The following is a 13123-nucleotide window of genomic DNA, read 5'->3' on the forward strand; positions in this document are numbered from 1 at the left end:
GGTCGGTCAGGACTCGGTGAGTGTGTGGCGGGTGCGGTCGGCCCGGACCGGGATTCCGTTGCGTCCGCGCTGGTTCTTCGCATAGAGGCCGACGACGTAGCCGACGCCGCTGCCGTGGACCTCCATCGCGGTGCGGTTGACGGCGTCGGAGGTGTCGGTGTCCTTGTGGTAGTTCGGGTCGAACGGCTCGCCGGCCCGCCCACCCCACAGGTCGGCCTGCTCGGGGCTCATCTCCTCGCCGGCGCCGGAGAACAGTCCGCCGGCGGGGATTCCGGCGCGGATGAACGCTTCGTAGTCCGAACGCCCGTCGAAGAAGGTGTCGCGCGCCGGTTTGCCGGCGCCGTCGAGGTATTCGACCAGTGTGCGCTCGATGCCGGCGGAGCCTTCGGGGATACGCAGGACCGGTAGCTGCGGGTCCGGGCGCGCGGACAGGTCGCCGTCGTAGGTGAAGTAGCCGGGGTTCGGTGACCCGATCATGTCGAAGTTCAGGTACATCGCAATGTCTTTGAGCCGCTCGGCGTCCAGCGATGCCACGTAGTTCTCCGAACCCAGCAGCCCGTTCTCCTCGGCGCCCCAGAACGCGAATCGGACCGCGTTGGCCACGTCCGGGGAGCTGCCGAGCTGAAGCGCGGTCTCCAGGACTGCGGCCACCCCGGAGCCGTTGTCGTTGATGCCGGGGCCGTCGGCCACCCCGTCGAGGTGGGCACCGACCACCACCACGTCGGTGGTCGAACCCGTTCTCGTCTGGGCGATCACGTTGCGGGTGCGTTCGGTTCGCACCCCGGCGTTCATCGTGATCGTCACCGGCGCGTCTGGCTGCGCCCGCAAGTCGGCTCCGGCGGTCTTGCCGACACCCACCACGGGGATCTTCACGTCGGTGCCTTCACCGAGGGTGCCTCCGGCGAGTTCGTCGGGGTTCGTGTTGTCGGCGACGATAAGCGCGACCGCTCCGCGCTCGGCGGCGACGGCCTGTTTCGCGCCGAACGGGCAGGAACCGCGGTCGACCAGCACCACCGCCCCTTGCACCGGCAGGCCGTCGTAGTCGTCGACGGTGCATCCCGGGGTGTCCTCGGCCGGTGCCGCCACCAGCGGTCCCGACACCCCGTCCGGGGGCGTGCCGATGGTGAACTCCATCGGTCGGGCCTTGACCTCGGCGTCGGCGACCCTCACCGCCGGTTCGTCGGCCCACGGCAGCCGCACCTCGAAATCCGGTGTCTGCACCTGAAAACCTTTGCCCTGCAACGCTTCCACCACATAGTCGACGCTGGCATCGTAGCCGGGCGTACCCAGCGCGCGGTTGCCGTCGTGCTCGTCGGCGATCTCCTGCAGGCGCTGCAGATGGGCCATGGTCGCGTCGGCGGTGACCCGGCCCGCCAAGTCCTCGGCAAAGCCGACCGCCGCCGCGGGGTTCGGGGAGGGCACCGCCACCGGGCGCTCGGCGTCCCGGTTACAGCCACCGATCGTCAAGGCCACGACGGCCAGTACGCCGAGCGCCAGTTTCGTCCGGGTCACGGCCACCACGTTAGCGCGGCCGCACGAAGTCCAAGATTGCCGTCGCGACCACGTCGGGACGTTCGATCTGCAGGAAATGCCCGGCTGCCGGCACGAACTGCACACGGCTGCCCGGCGGCAGCACCGACGTGATCGGCTGGGAGTACTCGGCCAGCATCGCGCCGTCCTGCTCACCGTGCATGTGCAGGATCGGTACGCGCGGCAACGCGAAACGGTGCGAGTGCAACTCGGCGTACCGCACCAGCGGGCGGCCGGGCCGCACCAGCGCGCGGTAGTACCCGACCGCGGCCTGCCGGTGCGCGAGGCTGGGCAGCGCGGCCAGCGCCGCCTCGAGTTCGGCGTCGGTGTCGTATCCCGGCGGACCCCAGTCCCGCCAGAGTCGCCGGATGACGCGCGGCAGCACGCGTTCCGGTACGCCGGGCACCTGGAAGAACTGGATGTACCAGCTGTTGCGGAGTTGCCGCGGCAGCATCTGCAGCGCACGGGCGGCAGGTCCGCGGGTCCGGTTGATCGCGGCCACCGGGGGGACCGCCAGCGAGACGTGTTTGGCGAACGGCGATTCGGGATGGGCGGCGATGCCGTTACTGGCGAACGCGCCCCAGTCGTGACCGATGAGGATCGCGTCGTCGGGGGCGCCGAGGTGGCGGTACACCGCCAGGGCGTCGTACATCAATGCACCGATGTGATAGTCGCCGTCGGCGGCCGGACCGGTGGGCGCGTAGCCGCGCATGAACGGCGCCACCACGCGCAGTCCCTGCTCGGCGAGCAGCGGAGCCAGACGGCCCCAGCCCCACGCGCTGTCCGGGAAGCCGTGCAGACACAGCGCCAGCCGCCCGTCCTCGGGTCCCCACGCCAGGGCGGCGACCTCGAGATGGGGCAGCGTCAGCGACAACCTCTGGGGCGTGGTCACGTCGTCGTCAGCCTTTCGTCGCGGCGGGCTCGGCCACCGGCAGTGTAGTGGTCCTTCTCACCTGTCACCGGACACGTCAGGCGTCGCGCCGGGACACCACGACGACCGCGGCGGCGAACACCACCGCCACCACCGCCGTGAAGTACAGCAGCGATCCGGCTGGGCCCCACGGGATGACGTAGGTCGGGAACAGCCACGAGATGTCGAGGTAGCGGTACATGTTGGCGAACGGCAGGTACGGGCCGATCTGCGGGCCGCGGCCGGGCAGGTTCCCCAGCAACGGCTCGATCAGCAGCGGCCAGAGCAGCAGCGCCGCGACGGCTCCGGCGGTGTGCCGTACCAGCCCGGCGACACCGATGCCGAGCACCGCGGCCAGTCCGGCATACAGCCCCACCCCGAGCGCGGTGGACCAGAGGTCGTCGGTGATGTCGCGACCCACCTGCGGCGGGGCGACCGTCTTGGCCACCACCGTGGCCCCCAACACCATGACCACGGCGACCAGGACGGAGAACCCTGCGGCGACAACGGCTTTGGCGGCCATCACCACCGTCCGGCGCGGCATCGCGGCGAACGTGGTGGCGATCATGTCGGTCCGGTATTCGCCGGTCAGGGTCATCGCCGAGAGCACCATCAGCACGGGCACCCCGAACACCACCACGCCCATGGCCGCGGTGGCGGTGTCCAGCCGTTCGTAGTCGTAGGCGACCGAGGCCTGCAGCGCCGCGATCCCCAGGCTCAGCACCGCCGCGACGGCCGCGGACCACCACGTCGAGCGCACGGTGAGCAGCTTGATGCGCTCGGCGTCGAGCGCGCGCACGAGCGTCATCCGCGTCGGCCCCGATACTGCGTGACCGCCTCGGTGGACGACAGGTACGCCTGCTCCAGCGACGTCCGCAGCGCGGTGAGCTCGTACAAGGTGACGTTGTGTCGGCCGGCCAGCTCACCCACCGCGTCGGTGGTGGTGTCGGCGACGGTCAACGCGTCGGGTTCGTCGCGCACCGCCAGCCCGGCGGCGGTGAGCAACGAGCGCAGTGCGGCCAGCTGGGGGCTGCGGACCCGCACGCCGGCCGCACCGGAGCGGTCGAGGAACTCGGCGACGGTGGTGGACGCGATCAGGCGGCCCTGGCCGATCACGATCAGCCGATCGGCGGTCTCGGCCATCTCGGAGAGCAGATGGCTGGACACGAACACCGTGCGGCCCTCGCCGGCGAGCCTGCGCATCAGGGTGCGCACCCAGTGGATGCCCTCCGGGTCGAGGCCGTTGACCGGTTCGTCGAACAGCAGCACCGACGGATCGCCGAGCAGCGCGGCCGCGATACCCAGCCGCTGGCCCATGCCCAGCGACAGGGTGCGGGCCCGCGCGCCGGCGACGGCGCCGAGCCCGACCATCTCGAGGACCTCGTCGACGCGGCGCCGCGGGATCCCGTTGGCGGCGGCGACCCAGCGCAGGTGGTTGCGCACCGACCGGGTCGGATGGACCTGGCGCGCGTCGAGCAGCGCGCCGACGGTGCGCAGCGGGTCGGTCAGGTCGCGGTAGCGCCGTCCGTCGATGACGGCCGCACCCGAGGTGGGTCGGTCCAGTCCGAGGATCATCCGCATCGTGGTGGTCTTCCCGGCGCCGTTGGGGCCGAGGAAGCCGGTCACCACGCCGGGCTCGACCGTGCAGGTCAGTCCGTCGACGGCGCGGGTGCGGCCGTAGTTCTTGGTCAGTTCCTGCAGCTCGATCATCCGCGGACCGCCGAGACCACCAGGTCGGCCACCGCGCGCATACCGGCGGCGTTGGGGTGCAGCGGCGCCGGCCGGCCGGGCAGCGGCCAGCCGAACGGGGTGGTCCACGGCCGGGTCGACCACGCATGGTGATCCCGGCTGGCGGCTCCGGCGCGCACCAGCCCGCAGCCGGTCGCGGACGCGGCGTCGGCGGTCAGGTGTTCGAGACGCTCGGCGAGGTGACGGGCCAGCGCAGCGTCGGCCTCCCGGAGCGGCGGCTCGTCGGGAAGGAAGGTCAGGTAGTCGACGAACAGCACGGTCGCCTTCGGTGCGCGCGCCCGCAGCGTCTGCCCCACCTCGATCAACGACTCCCCCAGCTCGTCGATCGCGCGCTGACGCACCTGCGGGTCGAGCAGATCGCGGATTTTGGCGCCCACCAGCGGAATGGACTGCACCCACCGGGGCAGCCCGGCCGCGAACAGCATCGGCACGTACCCGATGTCGTTGCCGCCGATCGTGACCGTCACCAGCGTCTCCGACCCGTCGAGCGCGTCGGCCTGCGGGGGTGCGCCGTTCTGGCGTTCGGTCAGCACGTGCGCGGTGGTGGCACCGGAATACGTCACGTCGACCAGATGCAGCCCGAGCCGCTCGGCGACCAGGTGCGGATAGTTGCGCGCCGACCGGCCCGCCCGGCGGGGCGACCCCGGCGCGCGGGGCCGGATGCCGGGCCCGGCGGCCATCGAACTGCCCAGCGCCACATAATGATCCATCGCTACAGCGCCGGGCTCGAGGCGTGCGCCCAGAACCGCTTGGGAATCCGTCCCGCTTGCCGGGCCAGGTGCCCGGCCCGCACCGCGGCCGCCATGGCGGCGGCCATCGCCGGCGGGTCGGCCGCGCGGGTCACCGCGCTGGCCAGAAGCACGGCGTCGCAGCCGAGTTCCATCGCCAGGGCGGCGTCGCTGGCGGTGCCGATGCCGGCATCGAGGATGACCGGCACGGAGGCGGCCTCGACGATCATCTCGATGTTGTGCGGGTTGGAGATCCCCAGACCGGTGCCGATCGGCGAGCCCAGCGGCATCACCGCGGCGCACCCGGTGTCTTCGAGGCGCCGCGCCAGTACCGGGTCGTCGTTGGTGTAAGGCAGCACGACGAAGCCGTCGTCGACGAGTTGTTCGGCGGCGCGGACCAGCTCGACGGCGTCGGGCAACAGGGTGCGTTCGTCGGCGATCACCTCGAGCTTGACCCAGTCGGTGCCCAGCGCTTCGCGGGCCAGGCGGGCGGTCATCACGGCTTCGGCCGCCCCGCGGCATCCGGCCGTGTTGGGCAGCGGGGTGATGCCGAGCCTGGTGAGCAGATCGAGGACACCGGTGCCGCCGTCGGCGTCGACGCGGCGCATCGCGACGGTGGTCAGCTCGGTCTCCGATGCGACGAGCGCCTCTTCGAGGACGGCGAGGTTGGCGGCCCCGCCGGTGCCGAGGATCAGCCGCGACCCGAACTCGCGTCCGGCGATGCTGAGTTTCGCGGTGGCCTTCGTGGTGGACTCAGCCACCCTGCACCGCCGCCACCACTTCCACCTTCGCGCCGTCGACCAGGGCGGTGTCCCATTCCGAGCGCGGCAGCACCGACCAGTCGACCGCCACCGCGATCCCCTTCTCCGGGTAACCGAGGTGGTCCAGCAGCGCCGCGACGGTGATGCTCTCGGCGACGTCGACGGCTTCGTCGTTGACTGTGACTTTCACGAGGTCACTCCTACTTTCGTTCTCCACTGGTCGTCGACCAGTTCTTCACCACGCAGGTGCGCCGCGATCGTCTCTGCGGTCCACGGCGCCAACAGGAATCCGGACCGGCCGTGGCCCGTCGCGACCAGCGTGCGGTCGTCGAGCCGCCCGACCAGCGGCATGTTGTCCGGTGTCATCGGACGTAAACCCGCGGCGCACTCGGCGAGTTCGTATTCGCCCAGCGCGGGCATGACCGCGCACGCGTCGTCGAGCAGTTCCCGCACCCCGGTCACCGCCGGGGCGGTATCGCGGCCGTGTTCGTACTGGGTCGCACCGACCACCACGCCGTCGGCGCGCGGCACCAGGTACACCTGCCGGCCGTGGACGCGGGCGCGAATCACGCGCTGCGGCACCGGCATACAGCCACGTCGCCACCGCAGCCGCAGGACCTCGCCCTTGACGGGACGCACCGCCAGTCCCGGCCACAGCGCCGGGGCGTCGATGCCGTTGGCGATCACCACCGCATCCGCGTCGGCGGCGTCGTCGAGGGATTCCACCGCCGCAACCCACGTCACGCCGAGCCGCTCGCAGTGCGCGGCCAGCGCGGCCACCACGGCACGGTTGTCGACGGCGAGTTCGGTGTCGGCGATGAAACCGTGCCGGATGCCCTGAGCCAGAAGCGGTTCCACGTCACGCGCGGCTGTCGTCAGCGAGACCGGATGCCCCTGCGCGGACAGCCACTCCCCGACCGTCCGGAGGTCCTGGGCGTCCGCGCGGTCGACGGCGACCACCAGTGAGCTGCGGGCGGTGACCACCGCATCCGGCATGCCGTCGAGAAATCCGTTGCGCCACAGCTGGAGTGACGCCAGGCCCAGCATCAGCAGACGCTCCTCGCCGGGCCAGCCCTCGCTGTGCGGGGCCAGCATCCCGCCGGCCACCCAGGACGCCGCCGGCCCGTCGCCGCGGTGCACCCGGACCGACCAGCCGTCCTGCGCGGCGCGGCGCGCGACTGCCAGGCCGATGACGCCGCCGCCGATGACGGCCAGCGACCCGCGTGCCGAGTCGGGACCTGCGGTGGTCATGGGGTCCTCCCTTCGCCGGCATGACCCGGATCAGGTGTGACGGTCAGAGCCGGCGCGCTCACTCTCAGTCCCCGGACCCGGGACTCCCGTGTGGGTGGTGTCGTTCGGGTACCAGCCTACTGACCGTGCCTGGGCCGGGCTAACGTTCGGGCTGTGCCTGCCGCCGCGTCCCGCCTCCAGTCCTGCCGCCTGTACCTGTGCACCGACGCCCGCCGCGAACGGGGCGACCTCGCCGATTTCGCGGAGGCGGCGCTGGCCGGCGGCGTCGACATCATCCAGTTGCGCGACAAGAACTCCTCCGGTGAGCAGAAGTTCGGGCCACTGGAGGCGCGGGAGGAACTCGAGGCGCTCGAGGTGCTCGCCGACGCGGCGCGCCGCCACGGGGCGCTGCTGGCCGCCAACGACCGCGCCGACATCGCGCGGGCGGCCGGCGCCGACGTGCTGCACCTGGGCCAGGACGACCTGCCGCTGTCAGTGGCCCGCGAAATCGTCGGATCGACGGTGATCGGCCGGTCGACCCATGACATCGACCAGGTCGAACGCGCGATCGCCGAGGATGTCGACTACTTCTGCGTGGGCCCGTGCTGGCCGACGCCGACCAAGCCGGGCCGGCCGGCGCCGGGCCTGGACCTGGTGCGCGCCGCGGCGGCGCGCGACACCGCCAAGCCGTGGTTCGCGATCGGCGGCATCGACGCCCAGACCTTGCCCGAGGTGGTGGCCGCCGGCGCGCAGCGTGTCGTGGTGGTGCGCGCCATCACCGGCGCCGAGGATCCCCGGGCGGCGGCGGCAGATCTGCGGGCCGCGCTCTAGGAGCGGCGCTCGATCGGCAGCGGGATCGACGCGACGACCTCGCGCAGGCGCGCCCAACTGGCCGCGAAACCCGGGTGCAGCGGCAGGTCGGCGACGTCGTCCTCGGCCACCCAGCGCAGCTCGGCGCTCTCCCGGTTGGGCACGGTGTCGAGCAGTTCGTCGGCGTCGGCGATGACCGTGGTGTAGGACCACCCGGTGACTTCGGCGGTCACCACCGTGGTCCGCACCGTCAGACGGTCCGGCGGCAGGCCGGCTTCCTCGATCGCCTCGCGGATGGCCGCCTCCTCGGCGGTCTCGTGGCTGTCACGCGCGCCGCCGGGCAGTCCCCACGTGCCGCCCTGATGGCTCCACGGCGCGCGGTGCTGCAGCAGCACTGCTGCGGTGCCGTCCGGTCGCGGGGCCCGTAACAGCAGTCCCGCCGCGCCGTGCCTGCCCCAGTAGGCAGCACCGTTGGAAGAGACCACCCATCCGTCACCGTCCCCGCGCACGCGTTCAGGATAGGGAACTGAATTCCCACACACCGCACGGTCAGCTCTTAGACTTCTTTCATAGAGTTGGCCGAGTCGGAACCGAGATCGAGACCAAGGTGAGGTCCGCCCAGACGTGACTGTGGAGTTGGCGCATCCCTCGACCGAACCTCTGGCGTCGCGGTCGCCGACGGGCCGAGCCCATCCACGCTGGTGGTTCCTGTGGACCACGCCCGGCCGGATCCTGTCCATCGGGCTGGTGCTGGTCGTCCTCGTCATCGCGAGTGCGTTCGCGACGTCGACCACGATCAACGACCGCCAGCAAGCGTTGACCACGGTGCTCAACCACACCGAGCCGTTGGCGTTCGCCGCCGGGCAGCTCTACACCACGCTGTCGGTCGCCGACGCCGCCGCGGCCACCGCGTTCATCGCCGGCACCGAGCCGCGCGCGGTCCGGCAACGCTACGAGCAGGCCATCACCGACGCCGCGGTCGCGGTCACCCGCTCGTCGAGCGGTCTGACCGACGAGGATCTGGTGCAGTTGCTGGGCCGGATCAACGCGCGCCTGGCTGTTTACACCGGCTTGGTGGAGACCGCCCGGACCAACAATCGCGCGGGCAACCCGGTCGGCTCGTCGTACCTGTCGGAGGCGTCGTCGATGATGCAGCAGGAGATCCTGCCCGACGCGCAGTTGCTCTACGAGGAGACCTCGGCGCGGGTGGACGCCGAGACGACGGCGTCGGCGCGCATCCCGGCCCCGGTGATCCTGGTGGTGGTGGCGACCCTGCTGTTCGGGGTGTTCGCCAACCGGTGGATGGCCAAGCGCACCCGGCGGCGCGTCAACATCGGTCTGGTGGCCGGCGGGCTGGCGGTGCTGATCATGTTGATGTGGGTGGGCACCGCGTTGATCATGTCGACCGGCGACAGCCGCTCGGCCAAGGAGACGGCGGCCGAGTCGCTCAAGACGGTGACCACGATGGCGATCACCGCGCAGCAGGCTCGGGCCGACGAGACGCTGTCGCTGATCCGGCGCGGCGACGAGAACGTGCGCAAGCAGTCTTACTACGAGCGCATCGATTCGATGCAGGAGCAGCTGACCCGCTACCTGGAACGCGAAGACTCGATCGACAAGACCGGCCTGGCCGACGCCCGGGAACTGCTGGACCGGTGGCGCGCCGCCGACGACCGCATCAGCGCCTACATCGCGGTGGGCAACTACCAGGCCGCCACCCAGGTGGCGCTGGGGACCGGGGAGGACGACTCCACCCCGGCGTTCGACAAGCTCGACGAGGCGCTCACCAAGGGCATCGAGCAGAGCCGCAGCCAACTGCGCAACGAGATCCTCAACGCGCGCCGGGTGCTGTCCGGGGCGACGGTGGGTGCGGCGGCGTTGTCCATCGTGGCGGCGATCGCGGTGGCGTTGGGGATCTGGCCGAGGCTCAGTGAGTACAGGTGATGAGCCGCTTGCGCGAAGAACAAACGGGGATGAGGAAGATTTTGGACGCGAGGAAGCTGGGCGCGGTGGTCGCCGCCCTGGTGCTCAGCGGATGCGGGCAGTCCGCCCCGGTGGTGCCGACGCCCAGTGTGACGCTGGCCCCGCCCACCCCGGCCGGGATGGAGGAGCTGCCCCCGGCCCCGGCGCGCCCGCCGAGCACCGACGACGAATCCTGCAACCGCACCGAGAGCCTGCGTCCCTTCGCCACCCGCGCGGAAGCCGACGAGGCCGTGGCCGGCATCCGGGACCGCGGTCGGCTGATCGTGGGGCTCGACATCGGCAGCAACCTGTTCAGCTTCCGCGATCCGATCACCGGGGAGATCACCGGTTTCGACGTGGACATCGCCGCGGAGATCTCCCGCGACATCTTCGGTACGCCCTCGCAGGTGGAGTACCGCATCCTGTCGTCGGCGGACCGCATCGAGGCGTTGCAGAACAACGAGGTCGACGTGGTGGTCAAGACGATGACCATCACCTGTGAGCGCAAGAAGCTGGTGAACTTCTCGACGGTGTATCTCACTGCGCGGCAGCGGATCCTGGCGCCGCGCAGCTCCACGATCCGTCAGTCGTCGGACCTGTCGGGCAAGCGGGTCTGCGTCGCCAAGGGCACCACGTCGCTGGAGCGGATCCAGCAGATCGCGCCGCCGCCGATCATCGTCGGCGTGGTCAACTGGGCCGACTGTCTGGTGGCGCTGCAACAGCGGCAGGTCGACGCGGTGAGCACCGACGACTCGATCCTGGCCGGTTTAGTGTCCCAAGATCCCTACCTGCACATCGTGGGCCCGACGATGAACGAGGAGCCCTACGGTATCGGGGTCAACCTCGACAATCCGGGTCTGGTGCGGTTCGTCAACGGCACCCTGGAGCGGATCCGCCGCGACGGCACCTGGTACACGCTGTACCGCAAGTGGTTGACCGTCCTCGGTCCGGCACCGTCCCCACCGGCGGCGAGGTACTCGGACTGATGGCCGACGACTACAACGACGAGACGACCGGCGACGTCATGCCGGATCCGGGTACCCAGCCCGCCAGCTTCGACGACCTGAACATGGACTCGACGCTTCGGCCGATGGCCACCCAAGCCGTGTTCCGGCCGCACTTCGACGACGACGCCGACGACGATTCCGTGCACACCGGTGACACCGAGCCGCAGGACACCACCATGACGTGGACGCGGGCGTTGTCGCGGACCCGGCGTCTCGGCGGTGGGCTGGTCGAGATTCCACGGGTGCCCGCGCGGGATCCGTTGACCGCGTTGATGTCCGATCCGGTGGTGGCCGAGTCGAAGCGGTTCTGCTGGAACTGCGGCCGGCCCGTGGGACGTTCGACCGGTGGGCAGAAGGCACCGTCGGAGGGTTGGTGCCCGCACTGCGGTTCGGCGTACTCGTTTCTGCCCCAGTTGTCGGTCGGCGACATCGTCGCCGACCAGTACGAGATCAAGGGCTGCATCGCCCACGGTGGGCTCGGATGGGTGTATCTGGCGTTCGACAAGAACGTCAACGACCGACCGGTGGTGCTGAAGGGCCTGGTGCATTCCGGCGATGCGGAGGCCCAGGCCATCGCGATGGCCGAACGCCAGTTCCTCGCCGAGGTCACCCATCCCGGCATCGTGAAGATCTACAACTTCGTCGAGCACGACGACAAGCACGGCAATCCGGTCGGCTACATCGTGATGGAGTACGTCGGCGGCACGTCGCTCAAGCAGGCGATCCAGCAGTCACGCGGGCAACGCAGCCGACTGCCGGTCGCCGAGGCCATCGGCTTCATGCTCGAGATCCTGCCCGCGCTGGGCTATCTGCACTCGCTGGGGCTGGTGTACAACGACCTCAAGCCCGAGAACCTGATGGTCACCGAGGATCAGCTCAAGCTGATCGACCTGGGCGCGGTGTCGCGGATCAACTCGTTCGGATATCTGTACGGCACACCGGGGTACCAGGCTCCCGAGATCGTGCGCACCGGCCCGACCGTGGCCACCGACATCTACACGGTGGGCCGCACGCTGGCCGCGTTGACGCTGCGGCTGCGCACCCGCAAGGGCCGTTACGTCGACGGCCTGCCCGAGGACGACCCGGTCCTGACCGAGTACGACTCGTTCGGACGGCTGCTGCGCCGGGCCATCGACCCGGACCCGCGGCGGCGTTTCCAGTCCGCCGACGAGATGTCGAGCCAGCTGATGGGTGTGCTGCGGGAGGTCGTGGCCAAGGACACCGGTGTCCCGCGTCCCGGCCTGTCGACGGTGTTCAGCCCGTCCCGGTCGACGTTCGGTGTGGATCTGCTTGTCGCCCATACCGATGTCTATCTCGACGGGCAGGTGCACTCGGAGAAGCTCACCGCCGCCGAGATCGTGCGGGCCCTGCCGGTGCCGCTGGTCGACCCGACCGACGTCGGCGCGGCGGTGTTGTCGGCCACGGTGCTCAGTCAGCCGGTCCAGACCCTGGATTCGTTGCGCGCGGCGCGCCACGGCGCGCTGGACTCCGAGGGGGTGGATCTCAGCGCGTCGGTGGAGCTGCCGCTGATGGAGGTGCGGGCGCTGCTCGACCTCGGCGACGTGGCCAAGGCCACCCGCAAGCTCGACGATCTCGCCCAACGGGTCGGACGCCCGTGGCGGCTGGTCTGGTTCCGCGCCGTCTCGGAGCTGCTGACCGCCGATTATGACTCGGCCACAAGGCATTTCACCGAGGTGCTGGATATGTTGCCGGGCGAGCTGGCGCCGAAGTTGGCGCTGGCCGCGACCGCCGAACTGGCCGGGACCGCCGACGAACGCAAGTTCTACAACACGGTGTGGTCGACCGACAACGGGGTGATCTCCGCCGGATTCGGGCTCGCGCGGGCGCAGTCGGCGGCCGGCGAACGGGACGCGGCCGTGCGTACCCTCGACGAAGTACCGGCCACCTCAAGGCATTTCACCACCGCACGACTGACCAGCGCGGTGACGCTGCTGTCCGGGCGGTCCAGCAGCGAGATCACCGAACAGCACATCCGCGACGCGGCGCGGCGCGTGGAGGCGCTGCCCGACACCGAGCCGCGCGTGCTGCAGATCCGGGCGCTGGTGTTGGGTACCGCGATGGACTGGCTGGCCGACAACAACGCCAGCACCAACCACATCCTGGGCTTCCCGTTCACCGAGCACGGTCTGCAGCTGGGTGTCGAAGCTGCCCTGCGCAGCCTCGCGCGGGTGGCGCCGACCCAGGCCCACCGCTACGCGTTGGTGGACCTGGCCAACAGCGTGCGACCGGTCTCGACGTTCTGATACGGATTCCGTCGCCCCTGCCGCGCAAAGTACACGATTGTGCTTCACCGTCGACCGGCACGGCTGTAAGTATTTGCCAAGATTGCAGGTGAGAGCACGGTTTTCGAGGCGGGAACAACCGTATGGTCAAGCCACTGAATCCGTAGTAAGGTGTGTCCACTGGTTGACCCCC

At 70.5% G+C, this 13123-nt stretch carries 13 protein-coding genes and 1 riboswitch; of the genes, 4 read left to right on the forward strand and 9 right to left on the reverse strand.

Annotated features, from left to right (window positions below):
- Positions 1–6: 6 nt before the first annotated feature.
- The 8 genes from ACAG25_RS09995 to thiO all read right to left on the reverse strand — a co-directional run bounded on the left by ACAG25_RS09995 (position 7) and on the right by thiO (position 6929).
- Positions 7–1518, reverse strand: a complete 1512-nt coding sequence (locus ACAG25_RS09995) for a M20/M25/M40 family metallo-hydrolase (protein ID WP_370488208.1) — start codon at positions 1516–1518, stop codon at positions 7–9.
- Positions 1519–1522: 4 nt separating this feature from the next.
- Positions 1523–2422, reverse strand: a complete 900-nt coding sequence (locus ACAG25_RS10000; protein WP_370488209.1) for an alpha/beta fold hydrolase — start codon at positions 2420–2422, stop codon at positions 1523–1525.
- A gap of 76 nt (positions 2423–2498) precedes the next feature.
- Entirely contained in the window at positions 2499–3248 is a 750-nt protein-coding gene (locus tag ACAG25_RS10005) for an ABC transporter permease (RefSeq protein WP_370488210.1), read from the reverse strand.
- Positions 3245–4150, reverse strand: coding sequence for an ABC transporter ATP-binding protein (locus tag ACAG25_RS10010; protein ID WP_370488211.1), 906 nt, complete (start codon positions 4148–4150; stop codon positions 3245–3247). The genes ACAG25_RS10005 and ACAG25_RS10010 overlap by 4 nt, the downstream gene beginning before the upstream one ends.
- Positions 4147–4899: an SGNH/GDSL hydrolase family protein gene (locus ACAG25_RS10015; protein ID WP_370488212.1), complete on the reverse strand. Its 753-nt coding sequence runs from the start codon at positions 4897–4899 to the stop codon at positions 4147–4149. The genes ACAG25_RS10010 and ACAG25_RS10015 overlap by 4 nt, the downstream gene beginning before the upstream one ends.
- 2 nt (positions 4900–4901) lie before the next feature.
- Entirely contained in the window at positions 4902–5678 is a 777-nt protein-coding gene (locus ACAG25_RS10020) for a thiazole synthase (protein WP_370488213.1), read from the reverse strand.
- Entirely contained in the window at positions 5671–5868 is a 198-nt protein-coding gene (thiS, locus tag ACAG25_RS10025; protein ID WP_370488214.1) for a sulfur carrier protein ThiS, read from the reverse strand. Before thiS ends, ACAG25_RS10020 begins: the two co-directional genes overlap by 8 nt.
- Positions 5865–6929, reverse strand: coding sequence for a glycine oxidase ThiO (gene thiO, locus ACAG25_RS10030; RefSeq protein WP_370488215.1), 1065 nt, complete (start codon positions 6927–6929; stop codon positions 5865–5867). Before thiO ends, thiS begins: the two co-directional genes overlap by 4 nt.
- Positions 6920–7019: riboswitch (TPP riboswitch) on the reverse strand. (Overlaps the previous gene by 10 nt.)
- A 63-nt stretch (positions 7020–7082) precedes the next feature.
- Here thiO and thiE point away from each other — a divergent pair.
- Complete coding sequence (gene thiE, locus ACAG25_RS10035) at positions 7083–7739, forward strand: thiamine phosphate synthase (RefSeq protein WP_370488216.1); 657 nt, start codon at positions 7083–7085, stop codon at positions 7737–7739.
- On the opposite strand, the gene ACAG25_RS10040 is transcribed toward thiE, so the two are convergent.
- Positions 7736–8227 (reverse strand): NUDIX domain-containing protein, encoded by a 492-nt coding sequence (locus tag ACAG25_RS10040; protein ID WP_370488217.1) that lies wholly within the window; start codon positions 8225–8227, stop codon positions 7736–7738. The genes thiE and ACAG25_RS10040 overlap by 4 nt on opposite strands.
- Positions 8228–8342: 115 nt before the next feature.
- Here ACAG25_RS10040 and glnX point away from each other — a divergent pair, with 115 nt between their 5' ends.
- From glnX to ACAG25_RS10055, 3 genes are read left to right on the forward strand one after another with little or no spacing between them, the layout of a single operon-like run.
- Positions 8343–9662, forward strand: a complete 1320-nt coding sequence (gene glnX / locus ACAG25_RS10045; protein ID WP_370488218.1) for a protein kinase G-activating protein GlnX — start codon at positions 8343–8345, stop codon at positions 9660–9662.
- A gap of 29 nt (positions 9663–9691) precedes the next feature.
- Positions 9692–10666, forward strand: coding sequence for a transporter substrate-binding domain-containing protein (locus tag ACAG25_RS10050; protein ID WP_370488219.1), 975 nt, complete (start codon positions 9692–9694; stop codon positions 10664–10666).
- A 38-nt stretch (positions 10667–10704) separates the two neighbouring features.
- Positions 10705–12951 carry a serine/threonine-protein kinase PknG gene (locus tag ACAG25_RS10055; RefSeq protein WP_370488404.1) on the forward strand — a complete coding sequence of 749 codons (2247 nt, stop codon included), beginning with the start codon at positions 10705–10707 and terminating at the stop codon, positions 12949–12951.
- Positions 12952–13123 lie beyond the last annotated feature (172 nt).

This window comes from Mycobacterium sp. pV006, assembly GCF_041287115.1.
Classification (GTDB): domain Bacteria; phylum Actinomycetota; class Actinomycetes; order Mycobacteriales; family Mycobacteriaceae; genus Mycobacterium.